General features: G+C 59.7%; 19 protein-coding genes. 10 read left to right on the forward strand and 9 right to left on the reverse strand.

Annotated elements, in window-relative coordinates; genetic code table 11:
• Positions 1-69: 69 nt before the first annotated feature.
• The 6 genes from BLU75_RS27750 to BLU75_RS07875 all read left to right on the forward strand — a co-directional run bounded on the left by BLU75_RS27750 (position 70) and on the right by BLU75_RS07875 (position 6,474).
• Positions 70-255: a hypothetical protein gene (locus BLU75_RS27750; RefSeq protein WP_084377974.1), complete on the forward strand. Its 186-nt coding sequence runs from the start codon at positions 70-72 to the stop codon at positions 253-255.
• A 48-nt stretch (positions 256-303) separates the two neighbouring features.
• Entirely contained in the window at positions 304-1,236 is a 933-nt protein-coding gene (locus BLU75_RS07855) for a sugar ABC transporter substrate-binding protein (protein WP_084377973.1), read from the forward strand.
• 63 nt (positions 1,237-1,299) lie between these two features.
• On the forward strand, positions 1,300-2,853 hold the full coding sequence (locus tag BLU75_RS07860) for a sugar ABC transporter ATP-binding protein (RefSeq protein ID WP_084377972.1): 1,554 nt from the start codon (positions 1,300-1,302) through the stop codon (positions 2,851-2,853).
• A gap of 58 nt (positions 2,854-2,911) precedes the next feature.
• Positions 2,912-3,964: an ABC transporter permease gene (locus tag BLU75_RS07865; RefSeq protein ID WP_084377971.1), complete on the forward strand. Its 1,053-nt coding sequence runs from the start codon at positions 2,912-2,914 to the stop codon at positions 3,962-3,964.
• 337 nt (positions 3,965-4,301) lie between these two features.
• Positions 4,302-4,706: a TraR/DksA family transcriptional regulator gene (locus tag BLU75_RS07870; RefSeq protein ID WP_084377970.1), complete on the forward strand. Its 405-nt coding sequence runs from the start codon at positions 4,302-4,304 to the stop codon at positions 4,704-4,706.
• Positions 4,707-5,241: 535 nt separating this feature from the next.
• Positions 5,242-6,474, forward strand: a complete 1,233-nt coding sequence (locus tag BLU75_RS07875; RefSeq protein WP_414860572.1) for a methyl-accepting chemotaxis protein — start codon at positions 5,242-5,244, stop codon at positions 6,472-6,474.
• Positions 6,475-6,518: 44 nt separating this feature from the next.
• Here the strand turns inward: BLU75_RS07875 and BLU75_RS07880 are convergent, their stop codons facing one another.
• The 3 genes from BLU75_RS07880 to BLU75_RS07890 form a co-directional block, all read right to left on the reverse strand.
• Entirely contained in the window at positions 6,519-6,761 is a 243-nt protein-coding gene (locus BLU75_RS07880) for a DUF2789 domain-containing protein (protein ID WP_084377968.1), read from the reverse strand.
• 85 nt (positions 6,762-6,846) lie between these two features.
• On the reverse strand, positions 6,847-7,077 hold the full coding sequence (locus BLU75_RS07885; RefSeq protein ID WP_084377967.1) for a hypothetical protein: 231 nt from the start codon (positions 7,075-7,077) through the stop codon (positions 6,847-6,849).
• Between the two features lie 145 nt (positions 7,078-7,222).
• On the reverse strand, positions 7,223-7,477 hold the full coding sequence (locus BLU75_RS07890; protein WP_084377966.1) for a hypothetical protein: 255 nt from the start codon (positions 7,475-7,477) through the stop codon (positions 7,223-7,225).
• Positions 7,478-7,861: 384 nt separating this feature from the next.
• Between BLU75_RS07890 and BLU75_RS07895 the strand changes: the two genes are divergently transcribed.
• The 4 genes from BLU75_RS07895 (at position 7,862) to BLU75_RS07910 (ending at position 10,443) form a co-directional block, all read left to right on the forward strand.
• Complete coding sequence (locus BLU75_RS07895; RefSeq protein WP_084377965.1) at positions 7,862-8,332, forward strand: hypothetical protein; 471 nt, start codon at positions 7,862-7,864, stop codon at positions 8,330-8,332.
• On the forward strand, positions 8,332-8,529 hold the full coding sequence (locus tag BLU75_RS07900) for a hypothetical protein (RefSeq protein WP_084377964.1): 198 nt from the start codon (positions 8,332-8,334) through the stop codon (positions 8,527-8,529). The genes BLU75_RS07895 and BLU75_RS07900 overlap by 1 nt, the downstream gene beginning before the upstream one ends.
• A gap of 124 nt (positions 8,530-8,653) precedes the next feature.
• On the forward strand, positions 8,654-9,679 hold the full coding sequence (locus BLU75_RS07905) for an ABC transporter substrate-binding protein (protein WP_084377963.1): 1,026 nt from the start codon (positions 8,654-8,656) through the stop codon (positions 9,677-9,679).
• A 326-nt stretch (positions 9,680-10,005) separates the two neighbouring features.
• Positions 10,006-10,443 carry a DUF3995 domain-containing protein gene (locus tag BLU75_RS07910; RefSeq protein WP_084377962.1) on the forward strand — a complete coding sequence of 146 codons (438 nt, stop codon included), beginning with the start codon at positions 10,006-10,008 and terminating at the stop codon, positions 10,441-10,443.
• A gap of 36 nt (positions 10,444-10,479) precedes the next feature.
• Here the strand turns inward: BLU75_RS07910 and BLU75_RS07915 are convergent, their stop codons facing one another.
• From BLU75_RS07915 to BLU75_RS07940, 6 genes are read right to left on the reverse strand one after another with little or no spacing between them, the layout of a single operon-like run.
• Positions 10,480-10,848, reverse strand: coding sequence for a Na+/H+ antiporter subunit G (locus tag BLU75_RS07915; protein WP_084377961.1), 369 nt, complete (start codon positions 10,846-10,848; stop codon positions 10,480-10,482).
• Positions 10,845-11,123 carry a K+/H+ antiporter subunit F gene (locus tag BLU75_RS07920; protein ID WP_084377960.1) on the reverse strand — a complete coding sequence of 93 codons (279 nt, stop codon included), beginning with the start codon at positions 11,121-11,123 and terminating at the stop codon, positions 10,845-10,847. The genes BLU75_RS07915 and BLU75_RS07920 overlap by 4 nt, the downstream gene beginning before the upstream one ends.
• Positions 11,120-11,608: a Na+/H+ antiporter subunit E gene (locus BLU75_RS07925; RefSeq protein WP_084377959.1), complete on the reverse strand. Its 489-nt coding sequence runs from the start codon at positions 11,606-11,608 to the stop codon at positions 11,120-11,122. The genes BLU75_RS07920 and BLU75_RS07925 overlap by 4 nt, the downstream gene beginning before the upstream one ends.
• Positions 11,605-13,287, reverse strand: coding sequence for a monovalent cation/H+ antiporter subunit D (locus BLU75_RS07930; protein ID WP_084377958.1), 1,683 nt, complete (start codon positions 13,285-13,287; stop codon positions 11,605-11,607). The genes BLU75_RS07925 and BLU75_RS07930 overlap by 4 nt, the downstream gene beginning before the upstream one ends.
• Positions 13,284-13,628: a Na+/H+ antiporter subunit C gene (locus tag BLU75_RS07935; protein WP_003202835.1), complete on the reverse strand. Its 345-nt coding sequence runs from the start codon at positions 13,626-13,628 to the stop codon at positions 13,284-13,286. Before BLU75_RS07935 ends, BLU75_RS07930 begins: the two co-directional genes overlap by 4 nt.
• Positions 13,628-16,549, reverse strand: a complete 2,922-nt coding sequence (locus BLU75_RS07940; RefSeq protein WP_084377957.1) for a monovalent cation/H+ antiporter subunit A — start codon at positions 16,547-16,549, stop codon at positions 13,628-13,630. Before BLU75_RS07940 ends, BLU75_RS07935 begins: the two co-directional genes overlap by 1 nt.
• Positions 16,550-16,577 lie beyond the last annotated feature (28 nt).

Genomic DNA, 16,577 nt, shown 5'->3' on the forward strand with positions numbered 1-16,577 from the left:
CGATTCGCCCGCAAGGGCCTCGTCCGCGGCTTCACAAAAACAAGATCAAAAACAACCAGGTACCGTCAGATGAAAATCTTCAACGCTGTACTGCGAGTTTTACGTTCTGCCCTCTTGTATCGCCGGCCGCACCGCGCACGGCCTCTGTATTTCTCCTTGCTCAATGTCCTTTGCGTCGAAAACCAGGGCGCCCTGGTGTGCTGCATTCCGGGCGCGCCGATTGTCCGGCTGCCGGCGGCTCAACCGTCACGCTGAGCAACGCAACGTCCAAAAAACCAACAAGAAATTGGAGACTGACCGTTCATGAAGACCCCCATCCGTTTTGCCTCGCTGGCCCTGTCAATGATGCTCGCCAGCGGTGTCGCCATGGCCGATATCAAGATTGGTGTGAGCATGTCGCAGTTCGACGACACCTGGCTGACCTACCTGCGTGAAGACATGGACAAGCAAGCCAAGTCCTACCCCAAGGAGGATGGCGTGCAATTGCAATTCGAAGACGCGCGCGCCGATGTGGTCAAGCAACTCAGCCAGGTCGAAAACTTTATCAGCCAGAAAGTCGACGCCATTGTGGTTAACCCGGTGGACACCGCGGCCACTGGAAAAATCACTGCGGCGGCGGTCAAGGCGGGCATCCCCCTGGTCTACGTCAACCGCCGGCCCGACCAGCAAGACCTGCCTGACGGGGTCGTCACCGTAAGCTCTGATGACGCCGAAGCCGGCAGGCTGCAAATGCAGTATCTGGCGGAAAAAATGGGTGGTAAAGGCAACATTGTCGTGCTGTTGGGTGACTTGGCGAACAACGCCACGACCAACCGCACCAAGGGTGTCAAGGAAGTACTGGGCAAATACCCGGGCATCAAGATCGAGCAGGAACAGTCTGGCGTATGGCTTCGCGACAAGGGGATGAACCTGGTCAACGACTGGGTGACCCAGGGCCGAAAATTCGATGCGGTGGTGTCCAACAACGATGAAATGGCGATCGGTGCCTCCATGGCCCTGAAGCAGGCCGGCATTGAAAAAGGCAGCGTACTGATCGCCGGCGTAGATGGCACGCCAGACGGTTTGCGGGCGGTGGAGAAGGGCGAGATTGCGGTTTCGGTGTTCCAGGATGCCAGCGGCCAGGCGCAGGGCTCAGTGGACGCTGCGGTGAAGATGGCCAAGAAGCAGCCGGTCGAGAAGAGCGTGCTGGTTCCATTCCAATTGATCACTCCAGACAACGTCAAAGACTTCAAATAGTCCTTCATAACAACAATAAACCAGCGGGCGGCCTTGGTCGCTCCTTTGACGGAGTACCTTTCTATGCTTGCTCAAGCGATTGCTTCGCAGCCCTCCGGTACCCAGGCCCTGGCGCAGGAAGAGCCCTACCTGCTGGAAATCGTCAACATCAGCAAAGGTTTTCCCGGTGTCGTTGCACTGGATGATGTGCAACTTCGGGTCCGCCCAGGCTCGGTCCTGGCGTTGATGGGTGAGAACGGCGCGGGCAAGTCGACCCTGATGAAGATCATTGCCGGCATTTACCAGCCGGATGCCGGTGAGATCCGCCTGCGAGGCAAACCGGTCAGGTTTGACACCCCGCTGGCAGCGCTGCAGTCCGGTATCGCGATGATCCACCAGGAACTCAACCTGATGCCCCACATGAGCATTGCCGAGAACATTTGGATTGGTCGCGAACAGCTCAATGGTCTGGGAATGGTCAGTCACCGGGAGATGCACCGTTGCACCGCCGAGCTGCTGGCGCGACTGCGGATCAATCTGGACCCCGAGGAGCACGTCGGTAATCTCAGCATTGCCGAACGGCAGATGGTCGAGATTGCCAAGGCGGTGTCCTATGACTCCGACATCTTGATCATGGACGAGCCCACGTCGGCGATCACCGACAAGGAAGTGGCCCACCTGTTTTCGATCATTGCCGACCTCAAGGTCCAGGGCAAAGGCATCATCTATATCACCCATAAAATGAACGAGGTGTTCAGCATCGCCGATGAAGTCGCGGTGTTCCGTGATGGCACCTATATCGGCCTGCAACGGGCTGACAGCATGGACAGCGACAGCCTGATCTCGATGATGGTTGGTCGTGAGCTGAGCCAGTTGTTTCCGGTGCGCGACAAACCGATTGGCGAGGTGCTGCTGTCGGTGCGTGACTTGCGTCTGGACGGGGTGTTCCAGGGCGTTTCGTTTGACCTGCACGCCGGAGAAATCCTCGGTATCGCCGGGCTCATGGGCTCGGGGCGGACCAATGTCGCCGAAACCATTTTTGGTATTACCCCAAGCTCCGGCGGCGAGGTTCTGCTTGACGGCCAGGCAGTGCGCATCACAGACCCGCACATGGCGATCGAGAAGGGTTTCGCGCTGTTGACCGAGGATCGCAAGCTCAGTGGACTGTTCCCCTGCCTGTCGGTCCTGGAAAACATGGAGATGGCCGTGCTGCCGCACTATTCGGGCAACGGCTTCATCCAGCAAAAAGCCCTGCGGGCGCTATGCGAAGACATGTGCCAGAAGCTGCGGGTGAAAACGCCGTCCCTGGAACAGTGCATCGATACCTTGTCCGGCGGCAATCAGCAAAAGGCCTTGCTGGCGCGCTGGCTGATGACCCACCCGCGGTTGCTGATTCTCGATGAACCCACCCGTGGCATCGATGTGGGCGCCAAGGCCGAGATTTACCGGTTGATCTCCTTTCTGGCCAGCGAAGGCATGGCGGTGATCATGATTTCTTCGGAGCTGCCGGAAGTGTTGGGCATGAGTGACCGGGTGATGGTGATGCATGAGGGCGAGCTGATGGGCACTCTGGACCGTGCCGAGGCAACCCAGGAAAAAGTCATGCAGTTGGCTTCCGGTATGACGGCGGTCCACTGACGAACAAAAAGCGCCGGCCAGATTGCGCCTGGCGTCACGGAATAAAAGGTGAGTGGTTATGAACGCGATACTGGAAAGCAAACCCGAGGAAAAGCAATCCGGGGAAAAGAAACCCGATATGGCGTCGAGCAAACGTCGTCGGCGTCTGCCGACCGAGTTGAGCATTTTCCTGGTACTGATCGGCATCGGCCTGGTGTTCGAGCTGTTTGGCTGGATTGTCCGTGACCAGAGCTTCTTGATGAACTCCCAGCGCCTGGTGTTGATGATTTTGCAGGTGTCGATCATTGGTTTGCTGGCGATTGGCGTAACTCAGGTGATCATCACCACCGGCATCGACCTGTCTTCGGGCTCGGTCCTCGCGTTGTCGGCGATGATCGCCGCCAGCCTGGCGCAAACCTCGGACTTTTCGCGGGCGGTGTTTCCCTCCCTGACCGACTTGCCGGTGTGGATACCGGTGGTCGTCGGGTTGGGCGTGGGGTTGCTGGCGGGCGCGGTCAACGGCAGCATCATCGCCATTACCGGTATCCCGCCGTTCATTGCCACCCTGGGCATGATGGTTTCGGCCCGTGGCCTGGCCCGTTACTACACCGAAGGCCAGCCGGTGAGCATGCTGTCGGATTCCTATACGGCGATTGGCCAAGGCGCCATGCCGGTGATTATCTTCCTGGTGGTGGCGGTGATCTTCCACATCGCCCTGCGCTATACCAAATACGGCAAGTACACCTATGCCATTGGCGGCAACATGCAGGCGGCGCGCACCTCGGGGATCAACGTCAAGCGTCACTTGGTCATCGTCTACAGCATCGCCGGCTTGCTGGCCGGACTGGCGGGCGTGGTGGCCTCGGCCCGTGCCGCGACCGGGCAGGCCGGGATGGGCATGTCTTATGAGCTGGACGCGATTGCCGCGGCGGTGATTGGCGGTACCAGCCTGGCAGGCGGAGTAGGGCGCATTACCGGCACCGTCATCGGTGCGCTGATTCTCGGGGTGATGGCCAGCGGGTTTACGTTCGTGGGTGTGGATGCTTATATCCAGGACATCATCAAAGGCCTGATTATCGTGGTCGCGGTAGTGATCGACCAGTACCGTAACAAACGCAAACTCAAGCGCTGAAACGCAGTACGCGCCATAAGCCGCAAGCGGTGAGTCCGGCGAGCCTTACAGCTTGTCGCTTGCACCTTGCGGCTTATAGCTGCTTTATGGAATTTCCTGCTATAAACGCACTCCGATAACCATCTGCCAAGCCCGTCCTGGTGCCTTTGGGGGTTATCTTGGAAAAATTGCCTGTCTTTTCAGTTGCTGCGCCCTCAAGTCGGCCTTAGACTGCCGCCCCTCGTAAATTGAGTGCCGGGTGGCGCTTGGAATGGAAGGCGCCTTTCCGAGATCTGCAAGGGTCGGCCGGAACGCTCCCTTTTTCGCCTTAATGCACGTATTTTTTATAGAGAAATCAATGACAAAGGAACAGTTGCTGGCCATGCCGGCGGATCACTACATGAATACCGACCAGCACGCTTTTTTCGAGAAGTTGCTGCAAGACATGAAAGTGGAACACCACGAGCGCATCGAGCAGAACCGCATCGCCATCGAAAGCCTGGACACCCCGGCTGACCCGGCTGACGCGGCTTCGGTTGAAGAAGAGCGCACCTGGCTGGTCAATGCCATCGACCGCGACCAGCGCATGCTGCCGCAGCTGGAACAAGCCTTGGGTCGTATCATTGATGACTCCTTCGGCTGGTGCGACGACAGTGGCGAACCGATCGGCCTCAAGCGCCTGTTGATCAGCCCGACCACCAAGTACTGCATCGAAGCACAAGAGCGCCACGAGCAAATCGACAAGCATCAGCGCCAAGCCTGATCGGTTGAATCCCTATAGGGGCGAGCGCGCTCGCTCCTAGTGTCATCCCCGTCTATTGATCTGCTGCAAGCCCTACCACCAAAGGACCATGGATAATGGCCTTGTAGTGGCGTTTAATGCAGACACAATAATGACAAACAGTGGGGTGACGAGCATGGCTGGCGACGTATCTCTGATGGGCGCTGCGGCGGCGCCGCAAATGCTGCCCCCAGCGCATGGCTGGGTCACACCGCTCTTGCAGAGTGCCGCCTTGGTGTTGCTGATGCTGGGCCTGGCCTTTGCCAACTTATCGATTTATGCAGTCCTGCCGGTGACGTTGCTGCTGATCTGGCTTCCCCGCCTGAAAAGACGCGCACCTGCCGCCACGACTTCGGTGACCGACGATGCCATTGGCACGTTGACCCGCGATCTGTCCTACACCACCAGCCATAACGCGTTGTCAGCGGCGGGTGTGGCCTTTTCGGTCAAGCAATTGGCGACGAGGCTGCAGTCGCAGTTGGGCGCTGCCCAGCAAATTGTCAGCAGCGCGCACGTGATGATCGGCACCGAGCAGGTCACCGCCGAGCGCAGTCGTCAGGCCTTGGGTGCCGCTGTTCAAGCCCATCAACGTAGCACTGAAGGGCGCACGGTGCTGGGTGAGTCCATCACACGCATGCATCAACTCAGTCAGCGCGCCAATGACAGTCGCCAGTTGATCGAGGCCTTGAGCCAGCGCAGCGAAGAAATCCAGCGCGTCACGCTGGTGATTCAGTCGATCGCCAGCCAAACCAACCTCTTGGCCTTGAACGCCGCGATTGAAGCGGCCCGAGCCGGTGAGCACGGGCGCGGGTTTGCGGTTGTGGCTGACGAAGTGCGGGGCTTGGCCGGGCGCACGGCCACCGCGACGGATGAAGTCGGGGTCATGGTTGCCGATATCCAGCAGCGCACGGCCCAGGTGGTCGAGCAAATCCGCCAATTGTCGGCGGATTTGCACGCCGGTGTAGCGCAGGTGGAGCATGCCGGGGAGCAATTGGAAAGCATCGCTGAGCTGGCAGCCGATGTCGAAGGCCAGGTCAGTGAGATTGCCCAAGGCACCGATACCAACCGGGCCCAGCTCGACAGCCTGTTCCAGGCGGTGGAGCAGATGCGCAGTGATTTGACGGTCAGCGACCAGCAAACCCGGCAGTTGGCCCAGGCCGCGGTGCAAATGGAGGGACAGGCCGAAACCATCAGCGAACGCCTGGCTGAAGTTGGCCTCGATGAGTATCACCAGCGTGTTTACGATTTGGCCCGTGAAGGAGCCAGTCAGATTGCCGTGCAGTTCGAGGCCGATGTGCGGCAAAACCGCATCAGCCTCGAGGACTTGTTCAACCGCAGCTACACACCGATTCCCGACACCCACCCCACCCAGTTTCACAGCCGTTTCGACAGTTATACCGATCAGGTATTGCCGGGCATCCAGGAAGCCTTGCTGCCGCGCCATGAAGGCCTGGTATTTGCCATTGCCTGTACGCCGCAGGGGTATGTGCCGACCCACAACAAAGCCTTTTCCCAGGCGCTGACCGGTGATGCCCAGGTTGACGCGGTGAACAACCGAACCAAGCGCAAGTTTGAAGACCGCACCGGCATTCGCTGTGGCAGCCATCAGCAAGCGGTCCTGCTCCAGACCTATACCCGCGACACCGGCGAACTGATGCACGACCTGTCAGTACCGATCATGGTCAACGGCCGGCATTGGGGTGGGTTGCGCCTGGGGTATAAGCCTCAAGCGGCAAAGGGGACGAGTTAAAGGCTGTCTGGCGAGACGGTTGCAGCGCCAGGCGGCCCACTGAATCAGGGTTTGGGGGAATCGTGGAGCAGTGCGTTGAGGTCATCGACCACCGGCGCCCATTCGGCATCGATCTGCATCTGTTCTTTAAGGAAGTTCGCCTGTTGCTCGCTCCAGAAGGGTGCCTCGATCAGCTTTACGCCATCCGGCAGGCGATGCTCGGCGGTAAACCGTTCGATACCTTCCTGGCTGGAATCCAGGCCCAGTTGATCGAACAGGGTTTCAAGCGTCGGGGTGGTGGTGTCCATAGCGTTCTCCATACGAGTGGATGACTGATGTGCTTGGGAGACCTGTGGCGCGGCGGAGTTCAACTCAATCGTCTGGGTTTGATCGTCAGGAAGTCAGCGCCCCGGAGTCCACCGCAGCCTTGAGCGCGCTGGCCGCTTCTTTTGCCGCGATCGCGGCGGCCTCCACGGTTTTGAACCAACGATCTTTTTCTACCTGATGCAGGGTGACTGTGGTCAGTGGCGGCTTGGCGCGCATCACGATGACTGCTTGGAATTCACCTTCTACTTCTCGGGCCTCGCCATGGATGAAAAACTCGCCTATATCAAATTCCGTCACGTCTGGCCTTCCCTTGGAGATGATTTCGCTGATCAAGCCCCTCCGGTGAGGGGCAAACTTCAGTGGATGGGCCAGTATGGCAGCTGTTGCGTTTGGCGGGGCGCAGTAACGTGATTGAGGTGACGAAAAGTCCTGCTGACAGCGTTCAGTCGACCGGGCGATACATCATGGCTTCCAGTTCTCTGGCCAGGGCGCAGGCCTGATTGTGACCCCTGCGAAAGCCTTTGATCCGGCCGCTGGGGATTTCCAGGATATGAAAAAAATCTTTGCCCGCCGGAACAACTCGATATAAGACCGAATCCAGGCACCTGCTGTTGATATCCACGCTGTAGAATACAACGTCAGCCACCGGTGATGAGAGGGTGCGGCAAGGTGCGGGTCGGCGTTGAAGTTTTTGCATGTTCAGCTCCTGTCGGTCTGTCTTGCTGATCCGCTTGCAGTATTACGGGTGGTTTTGACCCGTGTTGCTGTTTTAATATTGTCGTCAGTCTCCGACACCCGGTTCCACCCAAGGTGTTTTCTTCATGTTTTGGCTGTCGGAAAATACGTTTTCAACGGGGTTATTCTCTGAAGTGGCGTGTCCAGTATTCTCTGGTCGTTAAACCTGTGATTTCCTGCAACGCGTGACGATCTTCACAATAATGTCCGTCAGGCGCGTCTGTTTGAGTCTTGCGACGCTGCCGGGGCGACCTTCTTCAGTGTGTTTGGTGTTTCGTGCCGTAGTGGCTTTATTCGCGCTGCCTGCCTAGGCGGGCAGCGCCTTTTCAGATGTGGGGGCGTTTCCTTGGCAGTCAGTAATCTGGATATGCACGCATTGTTCGTGCTGGGTGATTTGCGCGCAAAGTTGGTCAAACAGTTTCAATCGCGTTTTGTTTACATCACTGAACAAACGCCTGAAGGCATCTACATTGCCGAAATCGATACTGAAACAGCGCTGGTGGTCGATGACAAACCTCGACTTGAGCTCAAGGTGGGCGATCATTTTCGCGCGGCGGTGTTGCCCAGTCGCGAAGGCGGAAAGTTCGAACTCAAGTTTCGCGACATCAAGTTGACCGTCTATGGCTTGGGGGACTACGCCTTTGTTTCCTCGACGCAAGGTGAGGGGATTGTGTTCAAGGAGGGTCACAGTGTCATGCTGGTCTTCGCGGCCAACGAGCAACTGCAGGAAGGCCTGAGCAAGACCCTGAAAGCCGTGACCGGCAAGGCCGCCAAATGGCGCAAGGGCGAGTTGGTAACGTTCAAGGCCAGTGAGTAATGAGTGAAAGCCGGGCGCAATTTCACCAGCGAAATTTGCCTCAGGCCCAGGCCAAGGCCGCCGAATTACTTGCTCGTAAAGCCGACTTGCAGGGGGCCTGGTTAAGCTGGGTGGCCGCTCAACTGTATGAACTTCGACCCGCCGAATACGCCAGCATGGTGCGTCGGGAGTTGCAGTGCTTGCACGAACGGGCGTAAACAACTGTGTGCTAGCAAGTTCTTCGGAACCTCTACTACAGTTGAGTGGACTCAAGTATTCAGAGGCTTTCGCGGCGTGACAGCAAAGCCATCCGCTATGGCTATGCGAACGCGAGGTGAAGGCATGCAAGGAATTCGAGCGTTGTTGTTGGCGTCCCTGACGACCCTGGGCCTGGCAGCCGCGTCATTGCCGGTATCCGCTGCCCAGGCGCCGATTCATTTTGCCGACCTGAACTGGGAAAGTGGCAGCCTGATCACCGAAGTTCTGCGATTTATCGTCGAAAAGGGTTACGGCGTGCCCACCGACACCTTGCCAGGCACCACTATCACCCTTGAGACCGCCCTGGCAAAAAACGATATCCAGGTAATCGGTGAAGAGTGGGCAGGACGCAGCCCGGTGTGGATCAAGGCCGAGGCTGAAGGCAAAGTGGTTGGCCTGGGTGATACGGTCAAGGGCGCTACCGAGGGTTGGTGGGTGCCTGAGTATGTAGTCAAGGGCGACCCGGCCAGGGGCATCGAGCCGTTGGCGCCAGAGTTGCGCAGCGTGCACGACCTTGTGCGCTACAAGGACGTGTTCAAGGACCCGGAAGCACCGACCAAGGGGCGGTTCCTCAACAGTCCCATCGGCTGGACCTCGGAAGTGGTCAACAAGCAGAAGCTCAAGGCCTATGGCCTGGAAGACAGCTATGTGAATTTTCGCAGCGGTTCAGGTGCGGCGCTGGATGCCGAAATTGCCTCATCGATCCGTCGTGGCAAGCCCATCCTGTTTTACTACTGGTCGCCCACACCGTTGATGGGGCGCTTCAAACTGATTCAGTTGGAAGAGCCGCCGTTTGACGCCGAGGCCTGGAACACCCTGACCGACGCCGAGCACCCCAACCCGAAACCGACGCGCTCCCTGGCCTCGAAACTGAGCATTGGCGTGTCCACGCCGTTTCAGCAGCAATATCCGCAGATCAGCGAGTTTTTTGCCAAAGTCGATTTTCCTATTGAGCCGCTGAATCAGGCGCTGGCCGCGATGAGCGAAAAGCACACCCCACCTCGCGAAGTGGCGCGGGCGTTTCTCAAGGAGCATCCGCAGGTGTGGAAAGCTTGGTTGAGCGAGGATGTGGCGCAGAAGGTCGAGGCCAGCCTGAAACAGCCCGATTGAACGGGCGGCGATGAGTTTACGAGGGCTGCTGCGCAACCCAACGGGGGTTATGCCCCAATACCGTTCAGTTATTCAGTTATTAGAAAGTCGCGTGCCATCCACTATCCTGTGGCGAGGGGGCTTGTCCCCCGTTGGGCTGCGCAGCAGCCCTCAAACCAGCCGCCGAGGAGCGCCTGATACGCCACATTCCTCTTTATTGGGGCTGCTGCGCAGCCCAACGGGGGACAAGCCCCCTCGCCACAGGAGATGGCTCGCTGCCGACGAAGTGCCTGCAGAAAATTCCACAGGGACTATCCTATCTGGGACTTTTTAACGGGTGGCCTATCATGAGCTTTGTCATTGCGAGGTGGATTGTCGGTGTCTTTACGTTTATCGGCATGGTGCATGTGTATTGGGCCGCAGGGGGCAAGTGGGGCAGCACGGCGGTGATCCCGCAACTCCCCGGAGAGTTCGCCCGTGGGCCGCGCCCGGCGTTCAAGCCGTCAGCGCTGGCGAGCTTCCTGGTTGCCATGGGGTTGGTGGTGATCGCGCTGCTGGTGTGTCTGCGTGCGGGGTTGTATTTCGACCCCGTCGACCATCAAGCCCTGCAATGGGGCATCAGCACCATTGCCTTGATCATGTTTGCACGGGCGATTGGTGATTCGGAACTGGTGGGCTTTTTCAAGAAAGTCAGTGGGTCGCGGTTTGCCAGGCTTGATACGTTCTTCTATTCGCCGTTGTGCCTGGTATTGGGAGCAGGGCTGTTGGTGGTCGCTTGGGCGTAGAGGGCGGGCTTGAACCTCGCCCCCCAAGCACAGACCTCAACCTTCGCCTTCGGTCCTGCGGCTGCTGACCTCCGCCGGCACGTCATCCCCCGCCATGCGCTTGCGAAATAATGCCGTGCGCGCCAGCAACAGCGTAGTCACCGGGACGGTGATCGACAGCAGGATCGGGATCAGCCAGCCATGCAGTACCGGCCCGGACTTGAGTGCCGAGAAGTAGATCATCGACGCCAGCGCCACACACCACGCCCCCAGGGTCGATGCCAGTGCGGGTGGATGCATGCGCAGGAAAAAGTCCTTCAGCCGCAACAAGCCTATCGCGCCAATCAGCGCGAACAGACTGCTGAGTACCAGCAGGATTGCCACCAGGATCTCCACCCACAGCGGCAGGTCGCTGACATTGATCATTCGATCACCTCCCCACGCAGCAGGAATTTCGCCAGGGCGAACGAGCCGACAAAACCGAACAGCGCGATCAGCAGCGCCGCTTCAAAGTAGGTGTCACTGGCGTAGCGAATACCCAGCACCAGCATCATCAGCATCGCCAGGATATACAGATAGTCCAGCGCCAGTACCCGGTCCTGGGCCGATGGGCCTTTGAACAGGCGCACCAGGGTCAGGACCATCGCCAGGGAAAACGCAAACAGGCTGGTCAGGATCGCGTTGGAGAGCAGGGCACTCATTCGAATATCTCCATCAAGGGCCGTTCGTAGGTACGCTTGAAGTGTTCGATAAACTGCACTTCGTCATCCAGGTCAAATACGTGCAACAACAGGATGCTGCGGTCCAGCGCCAATTCCGACCAGATGGTGCCGGGGACCACCGTGGTGATCGTCGAGAGCGCCGCCAGGCCGTTGGCGTCCCGCAGATCCAGGGGGATCTTGATGAATCTGCCGCGCGGTGGGCGCGAACCGCAGATCAGTACACCCCAGGCGACGTGCAGGTTGGACACGATCACGTCGCGGCCTACCAGTAAAAACAGGCGGATGATCACCCCGGGACGGCGGATACGGATCGGCAACGGCCGCAGCGGCGCCATCATCAGCGGCGCAACAAACCCCAGGATCACGCCGAGTAGCAGGTTTCCGGGGCTGAGGGACAGGTTCAAGAGCAACCACAGTCCCGTCAAGGCCAATGACAGCCACGGGGCCGGGAACAAGCGCTTCATGGTTGCACCTCCAGCGCGGTGGCCTTGGCTTCAGGGCTTGGCACCGGTCGGGTGGCCATGACGGCCATCACGTAGTGCTTGGGGTTATCGAGACTGGTGGCGGTGTCCTGGGTGAACTGCATCAGCATCTCGGCCTTGAAGGTCAGGCCGACGGCCAGTCCGAGCAAGATAAAGATCGGCACGCACTCGAAGCGTCGTAGCAGCGGCGAGGGACGCTCCTCCGGGGTCCAGAAACGCTGGATGCCGAGCCGCGCAAACGCGATCAACGAGGCCAGTCCGGAGAGAATCAACAGCGCTACCAGCCCCCAGGCGGCGGGGCGGATTGGCGCATCGACGGAATTGCCCAACCCCATCGGATTGAGCAGGGCGCTGAGCAGGCCGAGTTTGCCGATAAACCCGGATAGCGGCGGCATGCCGATAATCAGCAGCGCGCAAGCAATGAAGCTCAGGCCCAGAAATGCCACGGTCCAGGGAATCACCTGACCGACCACGGCTTTTTGTTCATCGTCCAGGTTGGTGCCCTTGGGTGGATGCAACGACTCCACAGTCTTGGCCAACGCTTCGATCTCCTCATCCAGCGGCTGTTCGTTGGCCGAGCGTGAGCGTTCGATCAATTCGGCCAGCAGAAACAGAGCGCTCAACGCCAGGGTGGAACTGACCAGATAAAACAGCGCCCCGGCGATCAGGCTTGGCTGGGCAAACCCCACGGCGGCCAGCAGGATGCCGGCCGACACCAGGATGCTCAGGCTGGCCATGCGCTCCAGGCGTTGGGCAGCGAGCATCGCCAGGGCTGCGCAGATGATGGTCGCCATGCCGCCGTAGATCAGCCAGTCCCCCCCGAAGTATGCCGAGGCGCCCGCCTGGCCAGAGAACAGCAAGGTCGATAAACGCAGCACGGTGTATACGCCGACCTTGGTCATGATGGCGAACATCGCCGCCACGGGCGCGCTGGCCGAGGAATAGGCCGGCGCCAACCAGAAGTTCAGTGGCCACATCCCAGCCTTGGCCAGGAATGCCGTGGCGAGAATCGCCGCGCCCGCGTGCAACAGGCCGCGATCGGCTTGCGGCACCAGCGGGATTTTCAGCGCCAGGTCAGCGAAATTCAGCGTGCCGGTAACGCCATAGATCAGCGCCGCGCCAATCAGGAACAAGGAAGAGGCCAGCAGGTTGATGGAAATGTAATGCAGCCCCGAGGACACCCGCGCTCGCCCGGAGCCATGCAGCATCAGGCCGTAGGACGCCGCCAGCAGCACCTCGAAGAACACGAACAGGTTGAACAGGTCAGCGGTGAGAAATGCGCCATAGAGCCCCATCAACTGGATCTGGAACAGCGCATGGAAGCTGCTGCCCGCTCGATCCCAGCGAGCCATGGCAAACAGCAGCGCGCTGACTCCGATGATCCCCGTCAGCACCAGCATCAGTGCCGACAGTTGATCCACCACCAGTACGATACCGAATGGCACCTGCCAGTTGCCTGGCAGATAGACGCCGATGGAGCCGGGGCCACCTTGTTGTGTCCAGTACAGCATCAGCACCGCGATACCCAGGCCGATGATGCTTGAGATCAGGTTGATCCGGGCTTTGAGCGGACGATGTTTTTCGCTGAGCATCAGCATCAGCGCGGCTGTCAGCAACGGCAGCAGGATCGGCGCGATGATCAGTTGATTCATCCAGCTCATTCCTTGGGCTCCCGGCCGTCCACATGGTCAGTGCCGGTCAGGCCCCGGGACGCCAGCAACACCACCAGGAACAGTGCGGTCATGGCGAAGCTGATCACAATGGCCGTCAGCACCAGCGCCTGGGGCAGGGGATCGGTGTAGTGGAGCAAGTCCTGTGGCACGCCATCCTTGATGATCGGCTCCTTGCCGATAAACAGACTGCCCATGCTGAAGATGAACAGATTGACGCCATAGGACAGCAGGCACAGGCCCATTACCACCTGGAAGGTCCGTGGCCGCAGTACCAGCCACACCCCGGAGGCCGCCAGGACCCCGATGGCGATTGCGATGACTTCTTCCATCAGGCAGCTCCTTCTGGCGTGGCAACGACTTTCGTCTGGCTGCCGGGTTTATGGGCACGTACCGATTGGTGACCCAGTGCGGTGAGTATCAGCAGGGTCGAGCCGACCACCATGGCGTACACGCCGACATCGAAGAGCAAGGCGCTGGCGATATGCAGGTCGCCCAACACCGGCACGGAGAGATGCAGGGTGTGTGTGGTGAGGAAGGGATAGCCGAAGAACAAGGCGCCCAATCCGGTCAACGTCGCCGCCAGCAGGCCGAAACCCATCCAGCGTATCGGTCGCAGACTCATCTGGGCTTCGACCCATTGGGTGCCGGCGACCATGTATTGCAGGATAAACGCCACCGACATCACCAGACCGGCAACAAAACCACCGCCCGGCTGATTGTGGCCGCGCATGAACAGGTAGAACGAGACCACCAGGGCAATCGGCAGCAACAGGCGCACGAGCACCGCCGGCACCATCATGAAGCCCAGGGCGGTGTCGCTGGCATGACGCGGGTTGACCAGGTCGGTCGCCACGTCCGGTGCCAACAGCCGCTGCTGCGTGGGCAGTTGCATACTCTCCTTCGGTGGGCGGAAACGGCGCAGCAACGCGTAGACGGTCAATGCCACGGCGCCCAGCACGGTGATTTCGCCCAAGGTGTCAAAGCCACGGAAGTCCACCAGCATCACATTCACCACATTGCTGCCACCGCCTTCAGGCAAGGCGCGGCTGAGGTAGAACGAGGATATGTCATTAGGCGTCTGGCGCGTCAGCATCGCGTAAGACAACAGTGCCATGCCGCCGCCGACGGTAGCGGACAGCAGAAAGTCGCGCACGCGGCGGATGCGTGCCTTGCGCAAGGAGTTGGGCAAGGGCGCCACCTCTTCGATCCGCCGGGGCAGCCAGCGCAGGCCCAGCAGGATCAGCACCGTGGTCACCACCTCGACCGCCAGTTGCGTCAGCGCCAGGTCCGGCGCGGAGAACCAGACAAAGGTCACACAGGTCATCAGGCCGCAGACACTGACCATGGTCAGGGCCGCCAGACGGTGATACTTGGCTTGCCAGGCGGCGCCCAGGGCGCAGGCAATTGCCAGCAGCCACAAGGTGACAAATACGATAGAACCGGGAATTTTCGGCCGTTCGCCCCAGGTCAGACCACCGTTCAGCATCGGGATCATCCCGGCGACCACGGCGACCAGCACCAGCAGGAACAACTGAGCCTGCAAGCGCTTGGTGCTGACGCGTTTTTCGATCCTGCGCGCACCGCGCATCATTACCACAAGGCAACGCTCGAACATGCGCTTGCCATTGAAGTAGCTGATGATCGGCGGGTATTTGAAACGCCCGCGCTTGAGTTGCTTGCGCAGCAGCAGGTAAAGCACCACGCCGCCGGACATGGCCACCATGCTCATGATCATGGGGGCGTTCCAGCCGTGCCAGATCGCCAGGCTGTACTCGGGCAGCACGCCGCCGACGACGGGCAGCGCGGCAGCGGCGAGAATCGAACCCACCACCTGGGCCGGGAAAATCCCCACCAGCAGGCAGGTGAACACCAGCAGTTCCACCGGCGCGCGCATCCAGCGTGGTGGTTCGTGCGGGGTATGCGGCAGGTCGTTGGCGGCCGGGCCGAAGAACACGTCCACGGTGAAACGCAGGGCGTAGGCCACGCTGAAAGTACCCGCGATTGTCGCGACCACCGGCAAGGCGAATTCCACCCACTGGGTCGAGGAGATAAACACCGTTTCAGCGAAAAACATTTCCTTGGACAGGAAGCCATTGAGCAACGGCACTCCGGCCATGGAGGCGCTGGCTACCATGGCGAGGGTCGCGGTAAACGGAATCAACCGCACCAGGCCACTGAGCTTGCGGATATCCCGCGTGCCGCTTTCGTGATCGATGATGCCCGCGGCCATGAACAGCGAGGCTTTGAAGGTGGCATGGTTGAGAATATGAAACACCGCCGCGACCGCGGCCAGCGGGCTGTTGAGCCCCAATAGCAGAGTAATCAGGCCGAGGTGGCTGATGGTGGAGTAGGCCAGCAGGCCCTTGAGATCGTTCTGGAACATTGCGCAATACGCGCCGAGCAACAGGGTCAGGGCGCCGGCGCCGCCGACAATCCAAAACCATTCTTCACTGCCCGACAATGAGGGCCACAGGCGGGCCAGCAAGAACACGCCGGCCTTCACCATCGTTGCCGAGTGCAAGTACGCCGAGACCGGCGTTGGCGCGGCCATGGCGTGGGGGAGCCAGAAGTGGAAGGGGAATTGGGCGCTTTTACTCAAGGCGCCGATCAGAATCAATGTCAGCAGGACGGGGTACAGGGCGTGGGCACGGATCTGGTCACCGGCGGCCAGCACCAGATCCAGATCGTAACTGCCGACGACATGGCCGAGCAGCATCACCCCCGCGAGCAGGCACAGGCCGCCCGCACCGGTCACCATCAACGCCATATACGCGCCACGGCGCGCATCGGAACGGTGGTGCCAATAGCCGATCAACAGGAACGAGAACAGGCTGGTCAGTTCCCAGAAAAACACGATCTGGATCACGTTGCCGGAAATCACCAGGCCCAGCATGGCCCCCATGAACGCCAGGAAAAACGCGAAAAAACGCGGCACCGGGTCGTCCGGCGACATGTAATAGCGGGCATACAGCGATACCAGGCTGCCAATGCCCAACACCAGCATCGAGAACAGCCAGGCAAAGCCATCCATGCGCAGCACGAGGTTCAAGCCCAGGCTGGGTAACCAAAAGAACTCCTCGCGAATCACACCACCGTGGGCGATCTGCGGGTAGAGCAGGGCGACTTGCACTGTTCCGGCCAAGGCCACGAGACCGGCCAGCAAAGACTCGGTGTTACGTGCGTTGTGCGGCAGCAAGGCCGCCAGACAGCTGCCGATAAAAGGCAGAAGCAGTAGAACTATCAGAGACATAGGCTTCTAATCTGCGGTGATTTGGGAT

Origin of the sequence: Pseudomonas mucidolens (genome assembly GCF_900106045.1) — a bacterium.
Lineage (GTDB): Bacteria > Pseudomonadota > Gammaproteobacteria > Pseudomonadales > Pseudomonadaceae > Aquipseudomonas > Aquipseudomonas mucidolens.

What these genes read in the sequence shown, in the direction of transcription:
- BLU75_RS27750 (WP_084377974.1), top strand. Translation starts at nt 70, where the DNA reads ATGAAAATCTTCAACGCTGTACTGCGAGTTTTACGTTCTGCCCTCTTG.
- BLU75_RS07855 (WP_084377973.1), top strand. Translation starts at nt 304, where the DNA reads ATGAAGACCCCCATCCGTTTTGCCTCGCTGGCCCTGTCAATGATGCTC.
- BLU75_RS07860 (WP_084377972.1), top strand. Translation starts at nt 1,300, where the DNA reads ATGCTTGCTCAAGCGATTGCTTCGCAGCCCTCCGGTACCCAGGCCCTG.
- BLU75_RS07865 (WP_084377971.1), top strand. Translation starts at nt 2,912, where the DNA reads ATGAACGCGATACTGGAAAGCAAACCCGAGGAAAAGCAATCCGGGGAA.
- BLU75_RS07870 (WP_084377970.1), top strand. Translation starts at nt 4,302, where the DNA reads ATGACAAAGGAACAGTTGCTGGCCATGCCGGCGGATCACTACATGAAT.
- BLU75_RS07875 (WP_414860572.1), top strand. Translation starts at nt 5,242, where the DNA reads ATGATCGGCACCGAGCAGGTCACCGCCGAGCGCAGTCGTCAGGCCTTG.
- BLU75_RS07880 (WP_084377968.1), bottom strand. Translation starts at nt 6,761, where the DNA reads ATGGACACCACCACCCCGACGCTTGAAACCCTGTTCGATCAACTGGGC.
- BLU75_RS07890 (WP_084377966.1), bottom strand. Translation starts at nt 7,477, where the DNA reads ATGCAAAAACTTCAACGCCGACCCGCACCTTGCCGCACCCTCTCATCA.
- BLU75_RS07900 (WP_084377964.1), top strand. Translation starts at nt 8,332, where the DNA reads ATGAGTGAAAGCCGGGCGCAATTTCACCAGCGAAATTTGCCTCAGGCC.
- BLU75_RS07905 (WP_084377963.1), top strand. Translation starts at nt 8,654, where the DNA reads ATGCAAGGAATTCGAGCGTTGTTGTTGGCGTCCCTGACGACCCTGGGC.
- BLU75_RS07910 (WP_084377962.1), top strand. Translation starts at nt 10,006, where the DNA reads ATGAGCTTTGTCATTGCGAGGTGGATTGTCGGTGTCTTTACGTTTATC.
- BLU75_RS07915 (WP_084377961.1), bottom strand. Translation starts at nt 10,848, where the DNA reads ATGATCAATGTCAGCGACCTGCCGCTGTGGGTGGAGATCCTGGTGGCA.
- BLU75_RS07920 (WP_084377960.1), bottom strand. Translation starts at nt 11,123, where the DNA reads ATGAGTGCCCTGCTCTCCAACGCGATCCTGACCAGCCTGTTTGCGTTT.
- BLU75_RS07925 (WP_084377959.1), bottom strand. Translation starts at nt 11,608, where the DNA reads ATGAAGCGCTTGTTCCCGGCCCCGTGGCTGTCATTGGCCTTGACGGGA.
- BLU75_RS07930 (WP_084377958.1), bottom strand. Translation starts at nt 13,287, where the DNA reads ATGAGCTGGATGAATCAACTGATCATCGCGCCGATCCTGCTGCCGTTG.
- BLU75_RS07935 (WP_003202835.1), bottom strand. Translation starts at nt 13,628, where the DNA reads ATGGAAGAAGTCATCGCAATCGCCATCGGGGTCCTGGCGGCCTCCGGG.
- BLU75_RS07940 (WP_084377957.1), bottom strand. Translation starts at nt 16,549, where the DNA reads ATGTCTCTGATAGTTCTACTGCTTCTGCCTTTTATCGGCAGCTGTCTG.